The following is a 25,833-nucleotide window of genomic DNA, read 5'->3' on the forward strand; positions in this document are numbered from 1 at the left end:
AGGATTACCATGAGCATGCCCGCCAGCGGGACACTTCGCGTCACTTTGCTTAGCTTGCACGGATTGATCCGTGCTCGAGATTGCGAACTTGGACGAGACGCGGATACGGGAGGACAGGTCAAATACGTTCTCGAACTAGCGGAAGAACTTTCGCGACGAGAAGAAGTTGAATCCGTCGAATTGGTCACGCGGCAAATCTTTGACGAACGAGTCGGGCCGGACTACGCCCAAGTAGAAGAAGTCATCAATCCAAAAGCGAAAATCGTTCGCGTGCCATTTGGGCCAAAACGATATCTCCGCAAAGAAGGCTTGTGGCCTTACCTGGAGACCTTCATCGATCAAATGCTGGGGCACTACCGACGAGTCGGTTTGCCAGATCTGATCCACGGTCACTACGCCGACGCCGGCTACGCGGGCGCCCAGTTGGCTCGGTTGCTTCACGTGCCCTACGTCTTCACCGGCCACTCGCTCGGACGCGTCAAACGTCAGCGGCTGATCGCGGCATCGCAAGAGTCCAAGTCTCCGAAGCCGCCTCGCGAATTGGACAAAAAGTTCAAATTCACTGTTCGCGAAGAAGCGGAAGAGTTTGCACTCGAAACCGCATCGATGGTGATCACCAGCACCGGGCAAGAAGTCGAAGAACAATACGCCGTTTACGATCACTATCAGCCCGACCGCATGGAAGTGATTCCTCCGGGCGTCGATTTGGATCAGTTTTATCCAGTCGACGAATCGGAGCCTCTTCCGCGAATCCACGATCTGCTGACGCCGTTTCTGAAAGATTCGGAGAAGCCGATGGTCGTGGCGATGGCTCGGCCGGACGAACGAAAAAACATCGAGATGCTCGTCCGCGTCTTTGGTGAAAATCCAAAGTTCCGCGAAATGGCGAACTTGGTTCTCGTTCTTGGTTCGCGAGACGATCTTCGCGAGATGCCTACTGGGCAGCGCCGCGTTTTGACCAATGTCCTGCACCTGATCGATGTGTACGACCTGTATGGTCACGTCGCTTATCCAAAAGCACACCGCCCCAGTGACGTGCCTGAGCTATATCGTCTGACCGCGCGGCGAAAGGGAGTCTTCGTCAATCCAGCGCTGACTGAACCATTTGGTTTGACACTTTTGGAGGCCGCGGCCAGCGGCGTGCCGATCGTTGCGACCAACGATGGCGGACCACGCGACATCATCGCGAATTGTCAGAATGGTTTGCTGATCGACCCGCTATCAGCGGAGGACATTGACCACGCGTTGATGCGCTGTCTGACTGAGCCCGAACAATGGCAAACTTGGTCTGAAAACGGGATCGAAGGGTCTCGGACGCATTACAGTTGGGCCAACCACGTCGATCGCTATCTGCGTGATGTCACTGAGATCATTGAGCAGTCCGCGACTCCCGCGTTGGCGCAATCGATGGGACGAACGACGCGGCGATTGCCCGAGTTCGATCGCATCATCATGACGGATCTCGACAACACGTTGACGGGCGACGATGAAGCTCTCGCTGATTTCGTTGACCTGTTGAATACGGCTGGACGTGATGTCGGCTTTGGTATCGATACCGGGCGTTCGCTCGATGAAGCGATGTCGCTGATCACGAAACTCAATTTGCCACGACCCGATGTTTTGTCGGCGGCGGTTGGAACCGAACTGTACTACGGCGAAGGGCTGACACCCGATTTGTCGTGGCGGAAACAGATCAAACATCACTGGCAGCCGAAACTGGTGCACGAAGTGCTCGATTCTGTTCCTGGTTTGTTCTTGCAGACCGAAAAGGATCAAACGGAATTCAAAATCAGCTACCGGATCGACCCTGAAGATTCACCTTCGGTTGCTCAAATCCGCAAGATGCTCCGCGCTGCGGGGCTCCGCGTCAAAGTCGTGTTGTCGTTGGGATCATTTTTAGACATCATCCCGCTGCGTGGCGGCAGTGAATTGTCGCTGCGGCACCTGGCTTATCGTTGGGGGTTTGAACCCGAGCGATTGTTGGTCGCGGGCGACTGCGGCAACGATGAAGGCATGCTGAAGGGGGGCACGTTGGGCGTCGTGGTGGGCAACTACAGCCCCGAGCTTGAAAAGCTGCGACGTCTGCCACGGATTTACTTTGCCGAGGGCAACCACGCTCGCGGGATTATGGAGGGAATCGAATACTACGATTTCCTGAATCATATCCGGATTCCGAACGATAAGATCGAACACGAGCCCGGGAAGCATCGAACAAGCGAAAAGGCGGGTGAGGAATCGAACGAACAACAAGACGACCAACCCGCAGGCGAAACGAATGACGACCGCAACCAAAGTCAATCTTCCGAAGCCGCCGCTGCATCCTGAACAAGAATCCGCACCAGCAGAAACCATGAACGCAATGCTCACCAACACGCTGATGCACGCGGTTCGCAACGGCGTGAAGGATTCGCGGGCACAGAGTGCGCTGAGTCGTTTGCTGCCGAAGTTGGAATCGTTTTGGGAAGTGGAGAATGTTTCCCAGCAGGAGGCCGATGAAATCCAATTGCGGATCGTCCAGCACTGGGACGATCTGTTTGGTTATCTGCTGCACTTGTACGGCGACCAATGGGATTTCTTTTACCACCTTGAACAGATATTGCTGACGATCATTCGTGGGTGGCGGATGCGCCCGGATCAGTTGAAGGAAGACGACGAGCATCGCATCAACAACCCCGAGTGGTACCAGTCTGAAAAACTGGTCGGCGGTGCTCTCTATGTCGACTTGTTCAGCGAGAACCTCGGCGAGTTGCGGAAGCAGATTCCGTATTTTCAAGACCTTGGGCTGAGCTACCTCCACCTGATGCCGCTGTTCGCCGTCCGTCCCGGCAACAACGATGGTGGGTACGCGATCAGCAACTATCGCAGCGTCGATCCTCGCGTGGGTACCATCGACGACTTGCGATTACTAGCCGACGATCTTCGCGAAGCCGGCATTTTGTTGGTTCTGGATTTCGTCTTCAATCACACCGCGGACGATCACTACTGGGCGCAACAGGCCCAATCAGGAAACGAGGAGTACCAAAAGTACTACTTCATCTTTCCCGATCGCACCGTGCCGGACCAATACGAGCGGACGCTGCGTGAAATTTTCCCGACCGTTCGACGTGGGAACTTCACGTGGCACGATGGAATGCAGCAGTGGGTTTGGACGACGTTCAACAGCTTCCAGTGGGATTTGAATTATCGAAACCCCGAAGTCTTCCGAGCGATGTTGTCCGAAATGCTGTTCATCGCCAACACTGGAGTCGACCTGTTGAGACTCGACGCGGTGGCGTTCATTTGGAAGCAAATGGGAACGAACTGTGAGAATCTTCCCGAGGCTCACACGCTGATTCGAGCTTTCAATTCCTGTGTTCGAATCGCAGCACCAGGGTTGGTGTTCAAAAGTGAGGCGATTGTTCACCCGGACGATGTCGTTCGGTATATCAGCCATAAAGAATGCCAGACCTCGTACAATCCGACGTTGATGGCATTGATGTGGGAGTCGCTCGCGACGCGAGATACCAAGTTGCTGCGACGTTCATTGGCTCGACGCCATAAGTTGCCTGAGCGGACCACGTGGGTGAACTACCTGCGTTGTCACGACGACATTGGATGGACGTTCGATGATGCGGACGCGGCAGCGGTTGGCATCGATGCGTTTGGGCATCGCCAATTTTTGAACGCGTTTTATACCGGCCAGTTTGAAGGGTCGTTCGCTCGTGGTGTGCCGTTTCAGCACAACCCTGACAACGGTGACATGCGAATCAGCGGAACGTTGGCTTCGCTCGCGGGACTGGAGCAGGCGATCGAGTCCGACCGGGATGATTGGAAGGAACTCGCCATTCGCCGAATTCTTTTGCTCAATGCAATGATGCTCAGCGTCGGCGGAATCCCGCTGGTGTATCTGGGTGAAGAATGGGGAGCGCTGAACGACTACGACTTCGTCAAAGACCCCGCAAAGGCAGGTGACACTCGTTGGGTGCACCGTCCCAAGATGCAGTGGGAATTTCTGGAAGAACTCGGTGACGACGGTTCCATCCGTGGACGCATCTATCGGTCCATTCGCAAGCTGATCGCAATTCGTAAGATGACGCCGGCATTTGGTGGTTTGGACATGGAGTTGTTGGTGCTCGAGTCACCCAACTTGCTCGGCTATGTCCGCCAACACGAAGGCAACCGAGTGATCGTCGTCGCGAACTTCTGCGAGCACCCTCAGCAAATCGATAGCAATCGATTGAGAACGGCTGGGATGGGGCGGTTCTTCGAAGACTTGTACTCCGGTCAGACCATCACGACATCGCATCCACTGACACTCGGCCCGTACGAATTCATGTGGCTGCACCGCGTCTGATTAAAACGCTCGGGGTCTGATTAAAACGCTCGGGCTAACCGGCTCAGTAGTCCTGGCCGGTGAGGCTTTCTAGCACCGATTGTTGCCAGGTCTGCAATTGATCGGTCAGGCTTTTCGCAATCTCAGATTGGTCGGCGAGCACATTCTCGGTCTCGTTCGGATCGGTCTGCATCTCGTAGAGTTGTTTGGAACCATCCGCGGAAACAACCAGCTTGTAGCGATCGTCCATGATCACTCGTTTGCCACCGAAGTCTCCGGGCTCAATTTTCGGGTGATGGAAATTGACAAAATTTCGCGTCGCAGTGCCCCGCATTAATTTCACCAGCGGCGTGGTGCCCTGTTGGGCTTCCTCGGGTAGGTAAGGATCTTGCTGGGAGTCGCGGCGGTGGTCGAAGCTCCAGAAACAAATCGGTTGATTGCGTTGCTTCATATTGCCATTCAGTAGTGGAACCAGACTCACGCCGTCGAGTGGCCTTTGCGGCACTGCGACGTCCGCGAGTTCACAAAGCGTTGGCAGGATGTCCGTTGTGACGGAGGGAACCTGCGAAGTGGTCGGCTGGCTGATTTTCGCGGGCCATTCAATCAATCCCGGGACCCGGATTCCGCCGTCGTACAGGTCCGACTTTTGACCACGCAGTGGTGAGGTGACGATCCCGTCACCGGATGTGCCGTTGTCGCCGCAGTACCACAGCAAGGTGTTGTCGCGAAGTTCATTCGCGGTCAGCCACTGACGCAGGGTTCCAATCGAACGATCCATCGCCGTGATTTCCGCATAACGTTCGCAGAGCACTTCGCCGAGTGGTCGCCGCACTGGTAGCCCGGTTTCGTTGGAGGTCAAACGTGTCGTCTGGTCGGCATATTGGCTGGGAAGGTCGTCGTACAACGCCAGGTCTTCTGGCAAGCCGCTGTAGGGTTCATGCGGCGATCCATACCAGATCACGAGAAAGAACGGTTCGTCACTTGGGACCGTTTGAAGGTATTTGATCGCTTGATCGACCAACAATTCTGAGCTCTCGCCTTGGAACTGCTCTGGTGGGCCTCCGTTGTGTGACAGCCACGGGTTGAGTTCGAAAAAGTTGTCATGTGACAACCACTCGTCGAAGCCGAACGCTCCTGGGTTGGTTGGTGAAGAGGCTTTGACCGGGCCAAGGTGCCATTTGCCGAAGTGGGCAGTGTGGTAGTTCGCTTGTTTCAACAAGCTGGCAATACCGATCTCTTCGGGGCGAATCGAATAGTTTGGCGTGAACGTTCCATATCGGTTTGGATGCCGTCCCGTGATGACGCTGCCCCTCGTCGGCGAGCATGTCGGATGTGCGGCGTAAAAGCGATCCAGTCGCAGTCCGGTCGCTGCCATTTGGTCCAGGATCGGTGTCTTTAAGTGTGGGTGGCCGTTGTATCCGGTTTCGTCCCAACCATGATCGTCTCCCATCAACAGGATGACATTGGGACGATCTGCTGCGGAAACGTTTCCACTCCAGACGCCGAGCAGCATCGCGCTCACGGTGGCAACAAGCAGTGAGAAGTGGACGGCTTTTATTCGGCAGATCGAGAGGGAGGGCATCGAGGAGGGACTCCAGGGTGAGACAAACGAAGGAGAGGTTACGAATGTAACCGTTTCCTCGAGCGTATGCCCGCGTTCCCCTGACAAGCATGTCAGCCTCCTGTGATCACACGATCAGCATTGCGTCGCCGTAGCTGAAGAAGCGGTATTCGTTTGCGATCGCTTCTTTGTATGCACGACGAATTAAATCGTGCCCGGCGAAGGCACTGACCAGTACGAGCAGCGAGCTCTTGGGCAAATGAAAGTTCGTCATCAATGCATCGACCACGCCAAAGCGATAAGGCGGCTTGATGAAGATATCCGTTGCGCCGGTCCAGGTCGCTGCAACGCCTCGGCCATTGGTTTCGTTGCGTTTGGCAACACAGCTTTCCAGTACACGAACGCTAGTCGTTCCCACTGCGACGCATCGACCGCCACCGCTGCGACGATCATTGATTGTTTCGACCGCGTTTTCTTCGATGCGGCCCCATTCTTCGTGCATTTGGTGTTGGTCAATATCATCGACTTCGATTGGCCGGAACGTGCCAATGCCGACGTGCAGAGTGACTTCGGCGGATGCCGTTTGGCCCTTCGCAATTTCATCGAGCAGTTGTTTGGTGAAGTGCAAACCTGCGGTGGGGGCGGCAACACTGCCGGCGTCTTCGGGGTTGGTGCTGGCGAAAACCGTTTGGTAGTTCGTCACATCCGCGTCGACCATGTGTCCGTCGCGAATGTACGGTGGGATTGGAACGCGGCCATACTTGTCCAACCATTTGCCGGGCTCAATGGCTTGTGGTGGTCCGTCGAAAAATTCATTGGGCACGGGCTGGACGAGCAAGTGTCCTTGGTCGTCTCGCCCGATGACCATCAATTCGCCGCCAGCGCGAGCGTCGCGGTCGTCTAGCGTGATCGTTTCACCAGTTTGAAGGGTACCGCGAGTCTTGGTCAGCAATTCCCAAACGCCCGTTGCCCGATCGGACCGCAAAAACAAACCCTGCCAGCGTCCGCCGGTTTTTGTTCGTCTGCCAAACAACCGTGCCGGAACGACTCGTGAGTTGTTTTTGACCATCACGTCTTCGGCCCGAAGCAACTGAGGCAGATCGCGAACGTGGTGATGTTCGATCTCGCCGGATGCTCGGTCGATCACCATCAGCCGCGCGTCAACGCGGTTCTGCAGCGGCTCCTGTGCGATCAATTCGCGAGGCAATTCGTAGTCGTAGAGATCCAGGGATGGCATGCGGAAAGACGCGTACGGACGGAGGAAAAGTGTCGGAAACAATCGATCGAACAGCATAGGGACGATCGGCGATTGTCGCGAGCACAGCTTCCGGGATCACAGCATCGCTTCGCGGTTTCAGCCCAGGTGAGATGGAGGATTCACCCGGGATCGGGGGCCAGGCAATGCGGTGCCGTTGCAGGCGGCATCCGCGACGTATGCGACAGAGGAAGCTGATGTGCCAAATGAAAAAGGAATGGGGGTCCAGTTTTGTCCGCTGTGCACCGGTCAGCTCGCCATGGCGGGCGACGAAAGTGGTTGGCAAAGCGATCCGCAGTCGTCGAGAGTCGTTGGATCCTTCCGCGTCGTCTCGACGAATCGGCTTGGAATCGCCATAACAGTGGCCGTTGCGAAAACCGCTGGATCACGGCGGCCCGTCTCCCACTTTTTTTCCCCCATTCTTTCAGGCAACTCGATGGAAGCCGGAATCGTCGGCTTGCCCAATGTCGGCAAAAGCACCCTGTTCAACGCTCTGACGTCCAGCGTCGCGGCTCAAAGTGCCAACTATCCGTTCTGCACGATCGAGCCCAATGAAGGGATCGTCAGTGTGCCCGATGCGCGTTTGCAACGGATCACCGATTTCATCAAGCCTCAAAAGGTCATTCCTTCCGCTTTGAAGCTGGTTGATATTGCCGGCATCGTGAAAGGTGCGGCCGAAGGCGAAGGTTTGGGCAACAAGTTTCTCAGTCACATCCGACAAGTCGACGCGATCATGCAGGTCGTGCGTTGCTTTGAAGATCCCGACGTGATTCACGTTAGCGGCCAAGTCAATCCGATCGCGGACATCGACACGATCGAAACCGAGCTGGTTTTGGCTGACATGCAAACCCTGGAAAACGCATTGGGCAAGGCCCAGCGGACCGCTCGCAGTGGAGACAAAGAAGCCAAGCTTCGCGTCGCGGCGATCGAAAAGTGCAACGCTCACTTGGAAAGCGAGCAACCGTTGCGGACGCTGGAATTGCCCGAGGCTGAGCAGGTCGCGATCAGCAGCTATGGATTGATGACCGCGAAACCAATTCTTTACATCGCCAACGTCGACGAAAACGATCTCAACGGCGAGCACGAATTAGTCGGCAAGGTTCGTGAGCACGCGGCAAAGACCGGAGCCTCGGTGGCCTGCGTTTGCGCGAAGCTCGAGTCCGAGATTGCTGAACTGGACGAAGAAGATCGTGCGGAAATGTTGGCGGACGTCGGTCTGGAAGAACCATCGCTGAACGTCATCGCTCGCGAAGCCTACCGAACACTTGGATTGCAAAGCTTCTTCACGGCCGGTGAAACAGAAGTTCGTGCTTGGCCGGTTCGCATCGGAGCGACCGCCCCCCAAGCCGCTGGTGTCATTCACAGCGATTTCGAGCGTGGATTCATCCGCGCCGAAATTTACCAGTTGCCGGAGCTGGAAGAATACAAAACAGAGAAAGACATTCGACAAGCCGGTAAACTTCGTGTGGAAGGAAAGTCGTACGTGATGCAGGACGGTGACATTTGTCACTTCTTGTTCAACGTTTGATCGTCATTCCGGCACGCATTTGATATTTGGGCACGGATTCGTTTCGGTGCCCAGACGCTGATAGCCCATGGTCCCACCGCCATCCCTCCTACTGACGGTTCTATGAACAAAATGTTGATTCCAATTCTCTTCGCTATCGGCACAGCGTTGTTTTGGGGCTGTTATGGCCCGACGATCGGCAACGCTCAGGCGCCCCGCGTCAACGGTGCCCCGCTGTGGTCGCCGTTCAAACCCTATGTCTTCATTGGGATTGCTTACCTGGTGATCGCCATCCTTGGTGGTCTGGCGATGATGGGCGTCAAAGGGGATTCGTTCAGTTTTTCGGGCGAGCACTTTGCGACGGTCAAATGGGGATTCTTGGCTGGCACTCTGGGGGCCTTTGGAGCACTCTGTTTGACAACCGCGATGATGACCAGCAAGGGCAACGCGTTGTTGGTCATGCCGATCGTTTTTGGCGGTGCGGTGTCGGTGACGGCCCTGGTTTCCGTTATTCGGCTGGGAGGACATGTTCAAATCAGCCCCGTGCTTTGGGTGGGCATGGCATTGACCGTCGTTGGCGTCGTGATCGTGGCGATGAACACGCCTCATGGTCACGCACCGACCAAGCCTGCGACCGATGCCACTGAAACAGCCGAACCGCATGCCGCGGTACCGGTTGAATCCGAAGACACGCAAGCGTCCTGATAAACAGAACGAAGAAACAGAGCGAAATGACTTCTCCCAGTGATCCACTCGCGGTGATTCGAGCCATCGATGCGGAGCTGACTCACGTCTGGATGGTCCGCACGTTCCTCAAGCATGCCGATGAATCGGAAGAGGATGAGGATCTGCGAGAAGTCGTTCGAGACCTGTACGACTTCATTTTGGCGGTCGGTCCTGTGACGGATGAAACCGACACCGCCGTCTACATGAAAATGGCCAAGAAGAAGCTCCGTCGCCTCCGAGGTGCCACGGAGCTGTACGAGGCGATCCAGCCAGAAGTCAGCGGGCACACCAATTTCGCGATGGCGGCGAAGTCGTTGCGATTGGCGGTCGATCGGATCATCGCTCTGGTTCAACCGCCGCAATAGTTCGCCTGTCTTTCCCAAAGTCCAAGGCAGCGAAACCGGTCAGATGGTCCTTCGGAACTCCCCATCGTCGGCTCGTCGAACAGCCGATGCGGCGTCAGACCGGTGAGATCGCTCCGAGCCGCCAAGAAACCCCGTCAAATCGGCGGGAAAGGGGGCGGACGCACACTCGGGGGACTGGAAGAAAATGGATTCGACAGCGATAACAGGGCACCACGTCGAAGGTCTCCCATTTTTTCCGCGACTCCCATTGTGCATTGATGAGCTCACCTGCCAAAGCTGCCAAACTCGCTCTCGAAGACGGCACCGTCTACTCCGGAACCAGCCTCGGGGCAGAAGGCGAAACGACCGGCGAAGTCGTCTTCAACACCTCGATGACCGGGTACCAGGAAATCCTGACTGACCCCAGCTACCGCGGTCAGTTGGTGACAATGACTTATCCCGAAATGGGCAATTACGGGATCAACTCAATCGACCTCGAAAATCGCGGCACATCGTTGTCCGGATTCATCATCCGCAACGAGAGTCGCATGCACAGCAACTACCGATCGGAAGGTTCGCTGAGCGACTACCTCAAATCGCAAGGTGTGGTTGGAATCGCCGGCATCGACACGCGTGCCCTCGTGCGAAGAATCCGCAGCGAAGGTGCGATGCGAGGCGTTTTGTCGACGACCGATTTGGACGACGCATCTTTGGTCGCCAAAGCCAAAGCTTCACCCGGTTTGGTCGGGCGAGATTTGGTTCAAGAAGTCATGCCGACTCAGTTGGAGAAATGGACCAACGAACTGGATGATTGGACCATCCGCGAAATTCGCGAAGCGGCCAAAGACGCATCGATCGGTGACGACAGCCGGCCGCACGTCGTATGCATGGACTTCGGCATGAAGTGGAACATCCCACGGCACCTGCGTTCCCGCGGAAACCGAGTCACGATCGTTCCCGGCAACACCTCCGCCGATGACATCTTGAAGATGGATCCTGACGGCGTGTTCTTGTCCAATGGACCTGGCGACCCTGAGCCACTGACCTACGCTCATAAAGCGATTGGTGAGTTGCTGGGCCAAGTTCCCGTGTTTGGGATCTGCCTCGGTCACCAACTGCTGTCGGTTGCCTGCGGTGCCAAGACATTCAAGCTGAAATTCGGTCACCGTGGTGCCAACCAACCCGTTCTCGATTTGGAAACGGGCAAGGTTGAAATCACCAGCCAGAATCACGGCTTCGCGGTCGATGACAAAGGCTTGCCAGATTGCTTGGAAGTCACCCACCGCAACTTGAACGATGACACGATCGCAGGTGTGCGTCACAAAGACACCGGTGCGTTCGCCGTTCAATATCACCCCGAAGCCGCGGCCGGTCCTCACGACAGCCACTACTTGTTCTCGCGATTCCAGGAACAACTGAACGAGAAGTGCGGGGTGACCGCATGAGCAAAGCCCCCAGGACAGCCATCAGCCCAACTCGCGAAGAGAATTATCCCGAGTGGTATCAACAAGTCATTCGGGCAGCCGACCTCGCTGAGAATTCGCCAGTTCGCGGTTGCATGGTGATCAAACCGTGGGGCTACCAACTTTGGGAAAACGTCCAGCGTGCTTTGGATGACATGTTCAAAGCAACCGGCCACCAAAACGCTTACTTCCCATTGTTCATTCCGATGAGCTACCTGGAAAAGGAAGCAGAACACGTCGATGGATTCGCGAAAGAGTGTGCGGTTGTCACTCACCACCGTCTCGAACCCGATCCCGACGGCGGGCTGCGTCCTGCGGGCAAGCTCGAAGAACCATTGATCGTTCGTCCGACCAGCGAAACGATTATCGGTGCGACCTACGCGAAGTGGGTTCAGAGTTACCGTGATTTGCCAATTCTGATCAACCAATGGGCCAACGTTGTCCGTTGGGAAATGCGGACCCGAATGTTTTTGCGCACCGCGGAATTTCTTTGGCAGGAAGGCCACACGGTCCACGCGACTTCGGAAGAAGCGGTAGAAGAAACCGAGAAGATGGTCGAGGTTTACCGCGACTTTGCTGAGAACTGGATGGCAATGCCGGTCATCGTCGGCAGCAAGACTCCACTGGAGCGTTTCCCAGGCGCGGTCGAGACGCTGTCGATCGAAGCCATGATGCAAGATCGCAAGGCCTTGCAGGCGGGAACGAGCCACTTCCTGGGGCAGAATTTCTCGAAGGCTCAGGAAATCAAATTCCAAAGCGAATCCGGCGACATTGAGTTTGCTTGGACGACCTCTTGGGGCGTCAGCACTCGATTGATCGGTGCCTTGATCATGACACACAGCGACGATGACGGGTTGGTTCTGCCACCTCGCTTGGCACCAACGCATGTCGTCATTCAACCAATCTACAAAGACGATTCGCGTGCGGAGGTGATGGAGTACGTTCAATCGCTTCGCGACGAATTGGCCGCTCAAACCTACGCAAATGCTCCTGTCCGCGTGACAATCGACGATCGCGATATTCGTGGCGGAGAAAAGAAGTGGTATCACGTCAAACGTGGCGTTCCCATTCGATTGGAAGTCGGGCCGAAGGACATGGCCGCGGGCACCGTCTTCTGCGGCATCCGTAATCAACCCAAGAGTGTCGGCATCGACCGAGCGGAGTTGGTAGCAACGATCGGCGAAAAGCTGGCGACGTTGCAGCAAGAGTTGTTCGACGCCGCGTTGAAGATGCGGGAAGACAACACGGTCGAACTCAAATCAGAAGCTGTGTTCCGTGACTTCTTCGCTGACAAAGGCGACACCGCGATCACCGGCGGATTCGCTTGGTGTCACTACAGCGATGAGGACTCTTTGCAGGCATTGCTGAAGGAGTTGAAGGTGACGATTCGTTGCGTTCCGCGAACGGACAACGCCACCGAAGGCACCTGTTTCTTGACCGGCAAACCCGCTGCTCAACGAGCCATTTTCGCGAAAGCGTATTGATACTTTCGCGGTGACCGGTTGAACATCAATTTGGTTGAGTGGCTTCGACGATTGCGTTTCGTTTCCGCCGACGCGTCAACCAATCGAACGTCATCCATGCCAGTCCGCAAAGTGTGGCCGCGCCCATCAGGCCGGCCGGCCAAGACCCCATGCGAACATACAGGCTGGTCCGCGAATCTCGCCTTGGTTGGGCATAGATGACATCGCTTTGTCCCTTCGCCAATCGCTCGACGACTCGACCGGCCGAATCAATCCAAACGGTCGGGCCACCATTGGCTGCGGACAAAACCGGGCGCCGGCATCCGACGGCAACCAGTTGTGCACATCGCAAATGGTGATCCACGACCGCTGAGTCGTGGAACCAAACGTCATTGGTCAACGTCACGATTGCGTCCGGCAACTTTGGGTTGGCTCGCGAATTCAGTTGGTACATGTGGTTGACGGGAATCCGCTCCACCGCGGTCTCGATGCACAAGTTCGGCATCAGCGAAATTCCGTTCAAGTCAAAGCGTTCTGGCTCCGTCCCGCGATCCAATCCCAGTCCTGGTGGGACGATGTCGCTGATCCATGGCAAGCTGTGCACCAACGGAATGGTTTCTCCGAACAGGACGAGGTGATTCTTCGAGTAGGTGCCGGACATCTTTCCGGTCGCATCCACCCAAATGACGCCGCTGTATTGACTGGGACGATCCGCGTACTGGACCAGTTCACACCCGCCAATGATCGCCGGCGGTGCGTCGATCGGAATTGTGGAACTGGCCCTCATCGCTCGCTGAATGCTGGTGGCGCGATTCAGGAAATCGATCTGGTTGTTTTCGACGGCGAATCGAAGTTGTTCAGGCTGCAGCGGTGCTGCCGCTGGGTTCTGCATGAAGTCAGGAACAACCAGATCGGCGCCGGTGGTCATCCAAGGCAATCCGCCTGAGAACATCGACTCGGGCCAAACGACTGCATCAACCGGCGTCTTCGATTTGGCAACCGCATCGATTGCCATCTGACCGTACGCGGCAAAGATCTCTTGTTCTCGCACGATGTCTTGTTCGTAGACCGTCAGCTCATTGCCACCCAGAAGCGCGATTGTTTTGCCGGTTGGTTCCGTAGCGACGTTCATCGTCATCGACCCGTAGACCAGCGTGGCGATCAGCAAACCGCCAGCGATCACGATCGACTTCGTTGGAGAGTCAAACGCACTCGATGTTCGTCGAACGACCCATCGGTTCAGTGCATCGAACATCGCTACGTTGACGCAGACGACCACGAAGCTGACCGCATAGGTTCCACCCAGATCGGCGATTTGAATGAGGATCGGCATGTCGGCGAGCGCGTGGCCGAGCATCAACACCGAGATTCCGGTGAAGAAGTAGTTGCGGATCCATTCCAAGCCAACCCAAAGGACCGCGGCAACAAGGCAAACGGGAATGCGGTGACGCCATGATTGCGTGCTCCCATCGTTCTCAGTTAAACGGCAGCGTCGAAGCAATGCGACGAAGAGAACCGGATAGATTGCCAAGTAGCTTGACAGCGCTATCCAAGGCAGAAACATCAGTGGGTGGGCGTAGCGAAGCCCTTGAAGGCTGACCAACCAATACGCGAGCGATGCGGCGTAGAGGGGACGTTTCCAAGAAGAGCTTGGAGCCACTTCCGCAATCGCCAGCAGCGGAACCAGTGCGATGAACACCAAGGGACCGATCGCAAACGGAGGTCCCGAGAGCCAAAGCACCATCGCGAACGCGGACGATGCCGCGAAAAGCCATCCGATGGAGGCTGATTCGGGCGATGGTGGCTTGGTGGCGACTTCCGACGCGGGAGTGTCAGAGGCGGATATGTTTTCGCTCAACGGACGGGCTCACGTTCGCGGGATGGTTGGTATCCCCGTGAAATACCAGCCCAACCGCGGGCCGGCAACCCGTTTCACATTTCCGCGAAAGTGTTACGCCTTCGCGGCGCCCGGCCAGAATCGTTTCCAGCGGCTTTCGTTGCCGGCGTGGTCGTCCCCTCCAGCACCTTCTTCTTCAGCCACTGCGCTTTCTCGGTGGGTCAATCGATACGCAACGTCCCGGAAAGCCTGGGTCAAGGCTGCCTTCGGGGCTTGCGTGATCAACGGCACACCGTTGTTGCGGACTTCGACCATCGTGCGATAGTCGTTAGGCAGCAACGCGAAGATCTCTCGTCCGAGTGTTTCCTTCGCTTTCTTCAGGCTGATTTGACCAGCGTCCAAACCTGCACGGTTGACGATGATTTCGACGCGTTCGGCAAGGCCTTCGGTTTCATCGAAGCTCATCATCAGACGAACCACGTTGCGGAGACATGGCAAGTCCAATTGAGTGACCAGCAACACCTTCGATGCGGATTCGATCGCGATCATGTCGAGCGCGTTGTAGGTCTTCGACAGGTCGACGATCAAGTGCGTGAAAGAGGCTTTCAGCAAACCAACGACCTTGCGAAGGCTTTCGGTGTCGATTGCTTCGAGATCGTGCAGCTCCACTGGTCGCGGCAGCAAGTACAAACCGCTTGAGTGCTTCGTCAGCGACTTCTTCAGCAACTGAATGTCCAATCGTCCGATGTTTTGAACGACGTCGGCGAGCGTGTAGTCCGGGATGGCATCCAAGAAAACGTCGGCGTCACCGAGAGCCAAATCCAGGTCCAACAACGCGACGCTGTTGCGGCTTTCTTCGGCAAGCACACAGCCCAAGTTGACGGCGGTGCTGGTCGTTCCCACTCCACCGGTTGCTCCAGCGATCGCGATGACTTCGCAAGATCGATTGCGAGTGTCGCCACCACCGAATTTGGTTTGGCTGATCCGGCCGAGCGCCGATGACAGTTCTTCTTCCACCAAAGGCAGTGTCAGAAATTCACGTGCTCCTGCGCGAATCGCCTGCAGAATCAACTGTCCATCGCTGACAGCACTGGTTGCGAGCAACGCCGTATCAGGCGTTTCGCGAGTGATCCGCTCAATCAGTTTGATCGCGGCGGTGGAATCGGTGTCCAGCGAAATGACTCCAACATCGGGAGTCGTTTGATCAACGATGTCGGGAAAGAACTCGTAGCGTGAGCAGTCCGCTTCCAACCAAACAGTATCCATCCCCAAAAGCATCGCTTTCAGTGTTTCGCGGGAGGAGTCGTTTGGATCGACCAAGGCCAATCGTAGGACGTTACTCATAGCAGGCAGCTTCGATAGACGGAGAAAGGTTTCATAGGGGACAGCCCGCTTGTCCAGCGGGCGACATGGTGGGGCGTATCGAGTTCACTCAGACGATCATCTGTAGTCCGGTTGGCTGACGATCACGCCTTCAGCAACCTTCGTCGGTTGTGGACCGGGGACGATCGCGTTCGGTGGAAGCAACTCGCCGGCACCGAAACGATTGTTCGCTGGCGACGCGGTGTTTCGTGCAGTCCGCTGTGGGTAGTAGCCAGATGGGTTTGGCATTGCCCGTTGCGTAACGTTCCGTGAGGCTTGCGGAGTCGACATGGTTGGATCGACAATCTCACCTTGCGGGTAGACGTGCTCAGGGACACCGTTCAGTGAATCCTGGTAGATCGGTGCCTGGTGCAGCATCGGACCGGAATTCATCTGTCCTCCGTGGAAACCGCCGTTGATGCCAGGTTGCAAGTTTTCGTTGTCGCAATCGTTGGCTTTCAAGTTTGGCACTTCGATGTGACCATAGAGGTAGAACTCTTTGTCGTCAGGCGAGTGTGAGTTCATGCCTGGACCACCGCGAGGCACTTCGTGCGGATCCATGGCTTCCACCAATTCTGGAGTGACCAGAATCAGCAATTCGATCTCGTTGCGACGTTCCTGCATCTTGCGGAACAATGTCCCGACGTAAGGCAAACTTCCCAAAAATGGTGTGCGCAAAGTGGTCGATTCGGTACGGCTTTGTAGCAAACCAGCCAGAGCGAACGTTTGGCCCGCTTGCATTTCGACTGCCGTTTCAACATAGCGAGTCGTGAAAGCGGTCACGTTGGTACCGTTGACGGTGACGGCTCGCGACGGATCGGGCTCGCTGACCTCTGGTCGTACTTCCAGGCGAATACGTCCTGGGCCGACGACGAATGGCAAGAAGTCGATGCTTGTGCCGTAGTCTTCGTAAGTGATTTGAACTTGTCCGTTTTGTCCGGGCACAATCGTTGGGATTCGACCACCGACGGTGAATCGTGCTGGTCGACCGTGAGTGGCAACAACAGTTGGTTCTGCCAACAGCTTGGTCAGGCGTTGTTCGTGCAAGGCATTGAGGAGTGCCTCGAAATTACCGTTGACGTTGAAACGCAGGTTCGTATCGCCTAGTGGAACGGGACCAAAGCCAACGTCACCTTCGACGATTCCGGCACCGACATCGAGGACTCCACTGGGGCCGTTCAGCAATGTGAAATTGTCGTCGAGGATTGCCAGGTCGACGCCGAGCTCACGAAGCTTTGTACGACTGACTTCCATGATCTTGGTATGCAACAGAACTTGTTGGATACCGACCACTTGAATGTTGTTGATGACCGTCGTGTAGAACTGTTCGGTGATCGCAACCGCTTTGTCCACATCGTCAACGCTGGTGACATAGCCGGAGATGATGGCCGACTCACCGATTGGCGTGACTCGAAGCGATGCCAGCGGCAACTGCGAGTTCAGGATGCCTTCGACTTCGCGAGCGTCTGCGACGACGGTGACGTCAATCGTGTAGAGTTTGTCTTCGGTGTCCCAGAGGTTGATCTGGGTGGTACCCGGGATCTTGCCGAAGACCTGAATTTGATTTTCAGAAACCGGGGTCGCACCCAGGACTTCTTCGTTGTGAACTTGGAACCGCGGGATGCGTTCGCCAAGCGAGAGAATGCGACTGCTCTTCACGATCAAATCCATCCGCTCAACGGTTTGGTTGATCTGATGGTCGCCCGCGGCTGAAGCAAGCGTCGTCGCGGACTGAGCCATCACCGGTTGAGCAACCGAGAGCATCACCAACCCAAAAGCGGTGGCGAGCAGACAGCAGACCGATAGGTCGCGACGGATAAGAAAAGTGCACACTCGCATCTGAGGCATCCTTGCCGGGGCGGGTCGAGTTATTCATTCATCTCCGCGAGAATTCATCCATGAACTCTCGGCGATCAGTCCGTCGATTTAGCGGCGGGCTGGGCGGCGATTCGCTGTGAGCGAACTTGCCTTGGCATCAGTGGTGGATCTTGTTTTCGTCCGGGCCGTTAGCGGCTGGTCGGACCAAACTCATCGGATTGCGAACGGTCCCCTTCGGATCGGTTCGTTGGTCCGCTGTTGTAAAACGGACTTTGCGATCCGTTCAGGTAGCTGTAATCGGTCGGTGCACTGGGTTCATCCAGTTCGTTCTCGCTAGGGAGGGGATAATCTGCACCCGGACGAGTTCGCAGGTCGGTGTTTGTGTCTTCCAGCTCTTCACGTCCTGATTCTGCCAATACCTTTGGCACGCTGGAGCCTTCTTCGATCCAGTATTCAGTCAGCACGCCACCGGACATTTTCAACATCTTGAAGCCCCGCTTCTTCTCTTTTTTGGGTGCTTGGATGGATGGCTTCACGACAGGAGTTTCGACGCGATTGTTATCTTCTTCGCGTTGAGCTTGAGCGATCTGATAATCGGAGAGCCATCGCAAGAATTCTTGCCCGGCACCGCCGTCGGTCTCGCCGTCTTTTGTTTCGTTGATGTCACTTGGGTTACCGAGCGTCAGGCGAATCTTTCCGAGTTCGCTAGCGTAGGTCCAAGCGGGAGTGTCTTTTTTATGAATCAGCAGCGAGATTGAACGTGCCGGTTTGGCTTCGGCTTCCGAATCGACTTCGCGTTCGGTGCGGCCATCAACGGCGAAGACTCGCACACCCGTCAAAACGGTTTTCGCGGTCGTCTCGGGAATCAATTCGCTTTTGACGAAGTAGGCCATCACGTCCACTCGGTCGCCGGGGCGGACGAGGGTCGCAACGCTACTCTCCGGGTCGGCTCGCATCGACACGACGCTGAAACCGACTGGAATGGTTTGGGATGAACCGTTCGCATCAGCCATCAGTTTGACCGGCATCACGGGTTCGCCTTCGTAGAAACGCTGGCGCGCAAATTTGCCTTCGACGTCTTCGAGTTTGCCACTCGCACCGGTCGGAACACGATCGGCGGGCCATTGTTCGAGACGGATTTTGTCAGCGGTGATTTCTTCGGCAATGTCAATGGTTTTCGCGGTGACGAAGATCTCGACCGTTTCTACCGAACTCTGACCCGTCGATTGAGCTTGCATCCATTGGCTAACGCCGATCGCGGCAATCGTGCCGCAAACGCAGGCCAAGATGAGGAAGACTGATTTGTTTCGCATGGCAATCGAGTGGGTAACCAGAGGTGACAGACTGCTCGCGTTGAATTCGATCGATGACCGACCGCCCGCAATGGAAGCGTCACTCACGGTATCGGGTGTGAGTCTTCAAGAGCTAAACACACTTGGGGCAACCGAGTCCCTTTGCGCAATCGCTACAGATTGCCAAACGGAGTTTTTGCTTCGAATTTCCAACGCTAGGAGGAAAATCCCCGAAAAATGGGGCACAAATGATGACAGGCCGCATGGGGGTACCATGCGGCCCTCGATCTTCAATTTGAATCAGACCAATTGGCCCGTGGCGGCGAAGTAGATGATCGTGCCGATGGCCATCGGAATTCCGTATGGCAACAGGTACATGGTCGGTTTTCGCTCTCGAGCAATCGCGGCGAGCTGCTCAGGTTTGCGAATCGTTCGCCACTCTTCCATGATTTTCAGGAATTGAGCGTAGTGTTTCATCCATGCACCGCTCTTCCAGATCATGAAGACTGCCATGATTCCGCCGACGATGGCGGTCGCAGCAAAGGCTTTCAGCGTGATCATGGTTCCGCACCAGGCTCCGATGCCAGCGAGCAGTTTCACGTCGCCTGCACCCATGCCGCCAACGTTGCGAAGTGGCAACAGCAACATCATGCCGACGAATGTGCCGAGCAAGCTGTATCCCAGTTCGGGAAAGCCGCCTTGGATAAAGCAGTGTGCCCATCCGCAGATTATGAACGGGAAAGTCAACCAGTTGGGGACTTTCAAAATCATGCCGTCGATGACAGCAGCAACGATAAGGACAACCGTCACGAACCAAATGGTCCAGTTTTCGGTGATGCCGTGAAGGAGAGTGTCCATGGTGATTTCCCCGTGTTTCTTCGGCCGAGTCGTCCGTGAAACGAGTCGTCCGTTGGTGGTTTCAAATTGGAAGGTGTTTGAGTTGGCGGTGAACGTTTTATTGGTTTCCGGTCAAAACGGATGGATCAGCGAGGACCGATCATCCAGCTCAACATTGCGAACAGCAAAGTCACGCCACAGCAGGCTAATTGCCAGACATGGGCGGCAGCGTCAGCGGGAATTAGTGGGTAGTTCATTCGCTCGATGCCCGGGGGCAAACCTAAAAGGTGTGAAATGAGTGTTAGCTAAGACATCCATCGAATCTCTCAATGGCGGATCGTCTCATGTCGATCCACATCGTCGTCGCAATAGGGCTCCCCCACGGGCGATACCGAAAGGCGGCGAGAGTGGTCTCGCCGCCATTCGGAATGTCGCCAAATTGACGGGACGGACCCGCCGGATCAGCACTTAGTTGGCAGCAATTGCATCGCCAGCTTCGCCGAACTTTGCGTTGGCGTTGTTACCGATTGTGGTAACAGCACCGATGCAAACGACGATGATCAGGGCCAACAAGACGGCGTATTCAACAGCCGTTGGTCCGTCTTCTTCTTTCAGGAAAGCAACAACGTTTTCAGCAAACTTTTTCATGTCTAACTCCAGACAAAAACGGGGGCCACGATTATGTCTCGTTAACCCGGCGACAAAATGTCAGTCGATTCGATGTGAACCGACCCAGGTGACAACAGCCTTCGTCAATGAAAATTAAACTGACAAGCCTCGGTTCAAACTCGAGCGTGTTTCAGGTTGAAACAACGAAGAGTTCTTTCCACGGCAACTCGGCTTTCCTGAAGCCAAGCCGAACGCAAACAATGCGATCGACCGACTCACGGACCCGTGGTTTTGCGTGCCGTCCTCTCGAACGGTTTGCCTTTGTCAGGGAACTTCGGCTGACCCAGTCGAGCAGTCCAAGGCAACACACCTTCGAATGTTCGACGTGGCAGTGAACCGCCGCATTTGGGCCATTCACTTTCTCACTACCGAACACTACGACAGAAAACGAAGGTGTCAAAAAAGATCGGTTGGCCGAACCTTAACGGCGAGGCAAGTTGCCGGGTTGGTCCGGTCATAACGATTAGGCGGCCGGCCGCGATTGTAAAAATGACAAATGGGCGCATGCACTTATAGAAGACCACTGCCCCTCTGTTTGATATTCCGCAAACCCGAACTCGGCGGAGTTACTTTTTAGGCCATCCGGGCAGCGAAAATTTCTTTTTCGTATTGGTTGTGTGTTCGCTGTAGTGCCGATCCATTTGTTTCAGCAAAGCCTTCAATGTAGGCCAACGACTGCCCGGCACTTTGTCGTCGACGGAGTATCCATCCAGCAGATAAGCAAACCGACGCGAAAAGTCGCTGACGCGTTGCATCTGACGAGCTTCTTCAGCTCCACTCCAATCCGCGTTGGCGAATTTATAGTCGGGCGGCATTTGGGCGGGATTTAGATCCATCACAGGAATCGACGCGTCAGCCTCGTGATACATCTGAGAGAAAAACAGCAACTGACGCCCCATCATGTGCTCCACATTCCAGCGAGGCGTGTGAGTTCCGTTGGCGGGTTTGAAGTTCATTTGAGCCGTTGTCAGCTCCGCAAAGACCGCCTGAGACTCGGCACGAGACTTTTTCATCGCGGCGAAGAGTTTGTCCATCTCCTCGGGCATTTGCCACGGTTTCGTCGAGACGTTCCACCAAACAACAGCCGGCTTCGTTTCGGAATCAGCCGATTTGGATGAGATGGCAACCGTGTTGTGATCCTGCGTTTTGACTTGGACCGATTCGGGCAATGCCGATGAAACTGAGATCCAGTTCCGAACGCTCGGGGGCTTTGGTTGGCCTTCGACAACAAAACGTTGAAGGTCCGATCCGATGACCGCATCAATGTTCTTTATTGATGCCAGCGTTTCGGAAGTGCAACCGAGGCCTGCAACAACGAGGTCAACACCGTCCAGCTGAACATGAACGGCTGTATCGCCCAGATGGCTCACTTGGATGTCGTTTGGTGTCTTACTGGCTGAATCTGCTTCCAATTCATTCTGGGGTACTGGTTGCCAAGTGACTTCGGCTTCGTTGGCTGGTCGGCTGAGCAGGTAGGTGCCGGTCTCACCCACCGTCACCGTCGCGTCAGTCTCTGGAATCGCGGACGCATCGCCTTGCGACAAATCACTCGAGTTCTTCAGTTCAGCTTTGACCGCAACACTCAAACCCCAGTGCGATTCAATCGTTACTGTTCCTCCAGGCGAAACGCGAACCGCAACCGGATCACCCTCGGCGGCTTGGGCAGGAGCACTGATCAATGACATCAGGAGTGCCGCACCAAAGAGTGATGCAGCAGTTCCCTTGTAGTGAGAGATCGAATTCATCGCGATGGCCTATCGGTTTGCCACGCACCGTGAGGCGGCGTGGTCGAATCGTGGAATGGTCGTGAGAGGCTACTCTAACACGATCCCTTGCACACGTTTCCACTCTGTGATCGCCAATGAAACATCCAGTTGCCGCGCGAGTTGATCGCCACGCAACTTCGCGAGTTCCAAACGAATCAGGTCATCCGAGCCAACGGGTTGTTGGTCCAGTTCGATTGCGGCCGTCGTTTCAGCCAACCGTTCCTCGGCCCATTGCAATTGTCGATCGATCAGTCCAAGACGAGCGTTCGCCAGGCGAACGTCGAGGACCGATTGCAATGTTTCGTTGCGGATCACATCCGACAACGATTCGCGGAGAAGCGAACATTGTTGACGGCGGCAATTTAGATCGCTTGTGTTCGAATCTGGTGAGAAACACGAAAACAGCTTTTTTCCGGTGGCCGACGCGATGGCCAAACCGGCGCCCGGGCTGAGTGCACCCATCAGTTGCCGTGCCGAGGACAAGTTGCAGGTTCGCATGCCTGCACACAGTTGCTTGACTGCTTTCAAGTCATTGCGATTTTCCAGGGCGATTGCAACGCTGCTGCCGGCGTCGACGGATTCGGTGGATTGCAACGAATCGATTGTCACCGCGATTGCGACTTCGGATTCGGGGCGGCCGGTGCGTCGGGCCAGTTCTTGTCTCAGCTTTTGCGTTGCGAACGTTTGTTGGACTTCCATGTCCTGCCAAACCAGTTTGGCTTGTTGTAGTTGCAAGACGTTTCCATCGGGGACGCCCAATCGATCGGCTTCGTTTGCCAAGTCGATCAATCGGTTTTGCACCTCGATCCCTTGTCGAGCGATTTGCTTGCCGAGCTGTGCTGCCAGCAATCGGTCGTAAGCTTTTGCCGCATCTGCCGCGTCGTCCGAACGGCGACCCAGAGCGATCTCGGCCAAGACTGACCGGATCAAGCGAAGTTGGCAGACGGCATCGTCGTCATCACAATCGACTCCGCAAGCGACCGCCCGGGATTCTTGGTCGATCATGTTGGCTTCGGGGGAGTTCTGATACGCCCACTGCATGACCTGGTGCCGCGTGTAGCTGATCGACGATTCCGCTCCGACCGGTTCAGTGAGACTTTCGACGACAACCGTTTCGATCGGCTCTGGACTTTCAAGCTCGAGCGAAGAAACCTCCTTGGAGGTCAACGTCATTCCCGCGGTCCGGACTGCATCGCTGGGGGAAGCGATTGTCGGAGAATCTACCGACGGCCAATCCACGACGGGATCGCCCGGTGATTGAGCGGAGAGGACCGCCATCATCGCCACGCCGAGAATCAACGGAAGGATCCAGCGGTGGGCCGGGGACCGAGCGGCTTGGATCGCGGGTTTCACGGCAGAAATCATCCCTGGAATGAACAGAGGCTCCCTTTCGTCCGTGAAAGAGTTTTGCAGTTTCCTCTATTCAGGTGTGTTCGGTCGGATTCTGCGCCCAAAACCAGCCGAGGTTCCCACCACTGCATTGGCGGGATTGCACCGGTTTGGACGAAAAAAACCGATGGTCCGGTCGAGACGATCTTTCGCTAGACTGCGTCCTTCGCAAAATACCCCGATTTTCCAACATCATGAAATCATCGACCGAATCGAAGTCCGGTAAGGACGGTCCCGTGTCGGAGGCCCAGGCGGCTTTCGATGCATTGACGATTCCGCAGCAACGAGCCGCCGTCTTCCGATTGCAGGGCGGACGCGAAACCGTGGAGGCCTTTGCGGTGGCGTTCATCTTGGCTTTGCTATTCCGTGCTTTCATTGCAGAAGCCTTCGTTATTCCCACCGGATCGATGGCCCCGGCCCTGATGGGGGCTCACAAAGACGTTTTTTGCGACCAATGTGGGCAACAGTTCCCAATCGGAGCGAGTTTGGAAAATCGCACGCCCGCTCTGGAAAAAGCCGTTGTCGGCGGCATTTGTCCCAATTGTCGGCACGTGAACCCGTTGGATCTGGTCAACGATCCCGATCACCAAACGTTTAGCGGTGATCGGATTCTGGTCAGCAAATTTGCCTACACGCTGAAAGAACCCAAACGCTGGGACGTGATCGTTTTCAAGGTTCCGGTCAATCCAAAGCAAAACTACATCAAGCGTCTCGTTGGCCTGCCCGGCGAAACCATTTCGATTCGATACGGCGATGTCTACGCGAGCCAAAACGCGGAAGAGGCGTCGACCGGGATCGGCGAGATCCAACGCAAGTCACCTGAGAAATTGATGGCGATGAGCCATTTGGTTTACGACAGCGAGCATCAGGCACAGGCGTTGATCGAGGCGGGATACCCTTCACGGTTGCAGCCTTGGACACCGGGCGGCGATTCGGTTCCGAAGGATTCTTGGTCGGTCAACCAGTCCACCGAAGGTCTTACCGCAACGGTGAAGGCCGCAGACGGACAAACCAAGTGGCTTCGTTACTTCCACCATTTCCCAGACCAAGAACAATGGGCTGCAGCGATCGCGGGACAGTCATTGGCAGACGTGAACCCACACAGCGGCCGCCTCGTGACCGACTTCTACGCCTACGACGCGTATCTGCATGTCGATTCCGATCGTGTCTATGACCAGAAGCCCAGTCCGTTAAACGTTTCTCGTTTCAGACGTCTCATTGGACAAACTCGATCCGATGGCGTTTTCCGAATGGATTATGAATCCGGTGGTGATCTGGCTCAATTTCGCGGCATGGTGGATTTCGGCGGTTCCTATCATGGTGCCGATGGGATGCACTGGGTTGGTGATTTGATCGTTTCCCAAAACATCGAAACCTCTGCCGACGCAAAGCAACTGACGTTTGAAATCGTCGAAGCTGGCGTGCGGCATCTTTGTGAAATTGATTTGAAAACCGGCGAAGCCAAGCTGACGCTCGATGATGGAGAAGTTCGCGCGTTTGATGGCGATGGCAATCAGCACCCCGTCGCGACAACATCCGTGCGTGCCGGCCAACAACATGATTTTCGGTTCAGCAATGCGGACAACGAACTCACGCTTTGGATTGATGACGAAGTTGTTGCTTTCCAAACACCGACCACTTTCGACTTCGACTCGATCGTCCCGGTCACCGAGAACCAGCCACGTTACGGTGGCCCTGGCAATCCGCTGGACGCCGCACCGGTCGCCGTTGGTGTGACCGGCGGATCCGCAACGCTGAATCAAATGGTGATTCATCGGGACAAGTACTACATCGCGGTCGACAGCAGCGACGATGGCATGCTTGATTACGACATGGGTGCATTGCGACGCTTCGTCGGTGCCGGATCGCAAACGAACGAGATCGTTCGCGACATACAATTGCTGATGGCAGAGCCGACTATCTGGTCGGACTTCCCCGGTTGGCAGAATCGCCGCACGGTTTCGTTCAGTATGGAAGAAGACCAGTTCTTTCCAATGGGCGACAACAGTCCCGAAAGTTTGGACGCGCGGTGCTGGGCCGGCAACAAGACTCGGTTGGGCAATTACCACAGTCCCGATGAAGATGCCTACAAATTCGCAGATGTTTCGTACGTCCCGCGAGACTTGTTGGTTGGCAAGGCTTTGCTGGTGTTCTGGCCGCACCCGTGGAAGTCGCCGTTGCCGTTTTGGCCCAACTTGGACCGGATGCAACGAATCAAGTGATTCACTGAAA

18 protein-coding genes and 1 riboswitch are annotated in these 25,833 nt (G+C 55.7%); of the genes, 8 read left to right on the forward strand and 10 right to left on the reverse strand.

Going from position 1 to position 25,833, the window contains the following annotated elements; all coding sequences use genetic code 11:
- Nucleotides 1–9 precede the first annotated feature (9 nt).
- A complete protein-coding gene (locus tag B2R17_RS13365; RefSeq protein WP_008670394.1) occupies nucleotides 10–2,325 on the forward strand; it encodes an HAD family hydrolase in 2,316 nt (771 codons plus the stop codon).
- A 25-nt stretch (nucleotides 2,326–2,350) separates the two neighbouring features.
- Nucleotides 2,351–4,333: an alpha-amylase family glycosyl hydrolase gene (locus tag B2R17_RS13370; RefSeq protein ID WP_339887113.1), complete on the forward strand. Its 1,983-nt coding sequence runs from the start codon at nucleotides 2,351–2,353 to the stop codon at nucleotides 4,331–4,333.
- 43 nt (nucleotides 4,334–4,376) lie between these two features.
- On the opposite strand, the gene B2R17_RS13375 is transcribed toward B2R17_RS13370, so the two are convergent.
- Both B2R17_RS13375 and queA read right to left on the reverse strand, forming a co-directional pair.
- Nucleotides 4,377–5,894 carry a sulfatase family protein gene (locus B2R17_RS13375; protein ID WP_286764377.1) on the reverse strand — a complete coding sequence of 506 codons (1,518 nt, stop codon included), beginning with the start codon at nucleotides 5,892–5,894 and terminating at the stop codon, nucleotides 4,377–4,379.
- Between the two features lie 106 nt (nucleotides 5,895–6,000).
- A complete protein-coding gene (gene queA / locus B2R17_RS13380) occupies nucleotides 6,001–7,110 on the reverse strand; it encodes a tRNA preQ1(34) S-adenosylmethionine ribosyltransferase-isomerase QueA (RefSeq protein WP_286764378.1) in 1,110 nt (369 codons plus the stop codon).
- 454 nt (nucleotides 7,111–7,564) lie between these two features.
- Here queA and ychF point away from each other — a divergent pair, with 454 nt between their 5' ends.
- From ychF to proS, 5 genes are all read left to right on the forward strand, one after another.
- Nucleotides 7,565–8,656, forward strand: coding sequence for a redox-regulated ATPase YchF (gene ychF, locus B2R17_RS13385; protein ID WP_286764379.1), 1,092 nt, complete (start codon nucleotides 7,565–7,567; stop codon nucleotides 8,654–8,656).
- Between the two features lie 102 nt (nucleotides 8,657–8,758).
- Entirely contained in the window at nucleotides 8,759–9,340 is a 582-nt protein-coding gene (locus tag B2R17_RS13390; protein WP_339887073.1) for a hypothetical protein, read from the forward strand.
- 26 nt (nucleotides 9,341–9,366) lie between these two features.
- A complete protein-coding gene (locus B2R17_RS13395; protein ID WP_286764381.1) occupies nucleotides 9,367–9,726 on the forward strand; it encodes an amidohydrolase in 360 nt (119 codons plus the stop codon).
- A 257-nt stretch (nucleotides 9,727–9,983) separates the two neighbouring features.
- Nucleotides 9,984–11,150, forward strand: coding sequence for a glutamine-hydrolyzing carbamoyl-phosphate synthase small subunit (gene carA, locus B2R17_RS13400; protein WP_008670382.1), 1,167 nt, complete (start codon nucleotides 9,984–9,986; stop codon nucleotides 11,148–11,150).
- Nucleotides 11,147–12,652 carry a proline--tRNA ligase gene (gene proS / locus B2R17_RS13405; RefSeq protein ID WP_286764382.1) on the forward strand — a complete coding sequence of 502 codons (1,506 nt, stop codon included), beginning with the start codon at nucleotides 11,147–11,149 and terminating at the stop codon, nucleotides 12,650–12,652. Before carA ends, proS begins: the two co-directional genes overlap by 4 nt.
- A 25-nt stretch (nucleotides 12,653–12,677) precedes the next feature.
- Here proS and lnt read toward each other — a convergent pair whose 3' ends face one another.
- From lnt to B2R17_RS13445, 8 genes are all read right to left on the reverse strand, one after another.
- On the reverse strand, nucleotides 12,678–14,489 hold the full coding sequence (gene lnt, locus B2R17_RS13410) for an apolipoprotein N-acyltransferase (RefSeq protein ID WP_286764383.1): 1,812 nt from the start codon (nucleotides 14,487–14,489) through the stop codon (nucleotides 12,678–12,680).
- 93 nt (nucleotides 14,490–14,582) lie between these two features.
- Nucleotides 14,583–15,812 (reverse strand): AAA family ATPase, encoded by a 1,230-nt coding sequence (locus tag B2R17_RS13415; protein ID WP_037253173.1) that lies wholly within the window; start codon nucleotides 15,810–15,812, stop codon nucleotides 14,583–14,585.
- Nucleotides 15,813–15,908: 96 nt separating this feature from the next.
- The gene (locus B2R17_RS13420; protein WP_286764384.1) at nucleotides 15,909–17,669 is read right to left on the reverse strand and encodes a type II and III secretion system protein family protein; all 1,761 of its coding nucleotides are present in this window, start codon (nucleotides 17,667–17,669) and stop codon (nucleotides 15,909–15,911) included.
- Nucleotides 17,670–17,836: 167 nt separating this feature from the next.
- On the reverse strand, nucleotides 17,837–19,048 hold the full coding sequence (gene cpaB / locus B2R17_RS13425; protein WP_008670375.1) for a Flp pilus assembly protein CpaB: 1,212 nt from the start codon (nucleotides 19,046–19,048) through the stop codon (nucleotides 17,837–17,839).
- Nucleotides 19,049–19,240: 192 nt separating this feature from the next.
- Nucleotides 19,241–19,798: an A24 family peptidase gene (locus B2R17_RS13430; protein WP_008670371.1), complete on the reverse strand. Its 558-nt coding sequence runs from the start codon at nucleotides 19,796–19,798 to the stop codon at nucleotides 19,241–19,243.
- A gap of 447 nt (nucleotides 19,799–20,245) precedes the next feature.
- On the reverse strand, nucleotides 20,246–20,425 hold the full coding sequence (locus B2R17_RS13435) for a Flp family type IVb pilin (protein WP_008660999.1): 180 nt from the start codon (nucleotides 20,423–20,425) through the stop codon (nucleotides 20,246–20,248).
- A gap of 179 nt (nucleotides 20,426–20,604) precedes the next feature.
- Nucleotides 20,605–20,716: riboswitch (cyclic di-GMP riboswitch) on the reverse strand.
- A gap of 296 nt (nucleotides 20,717–21,012) precedes the next feature.
- The gene (locus B2R17_RS13440; protein ID WP_286764385.1) at nucleotides 21,013–22,191 is read right to left on the reverse strand and encodes a DinB family protein; all 1,179 of its coding nucleotides are present in this window, start codon (nucleotides 22,189–22,191) and stop codon (nucleotides 21,013–21,015) included.
- 69 nt (nucleotides 22,192–22,260) lie between these two features.
- Nucleotides 22,261–23,577: a hypothetical protein gene (locus tag B2R17_RS13445; RefSeq protein ID WP_339887069.1), complete on the reverse strand. Its 1,317-nt coding sequence runs from the start codon at nucleotides 23,575–23,577 to the stop codon at nucleotides 22,261–22,263.
- A 62-nt stretch (nucleotides 23,578–23,639) separates the two neighbouring features.
- Here B2R17_RS13445 and lepB point away from each other — a divergent pair, with 62 nt between their 5' ends.
- A complete protein-coding gene (gene lepB, locus B2R17_RS13450) occupies nucleotides 23,640–25,823 on the forward strand; it encodes a signal peptidase I (protein WP_339887067.1) in 2,184 nt (727 codons plus the stop codon).
- The last annotated feature ends 10 nt before the right edge of the window (nucleotides 25,824–25,833 follow it).

Origin of the sequence: Rhodopirellula sp. UBA1907, from assembly GCF_002337565.1 — a bacterium.
GTDB lineage: Bacteria > Planctomycetota > Planctomycetia > Pirellulales > Pirellulaceae > Rhodopirellula > Rhodopirellula europaea.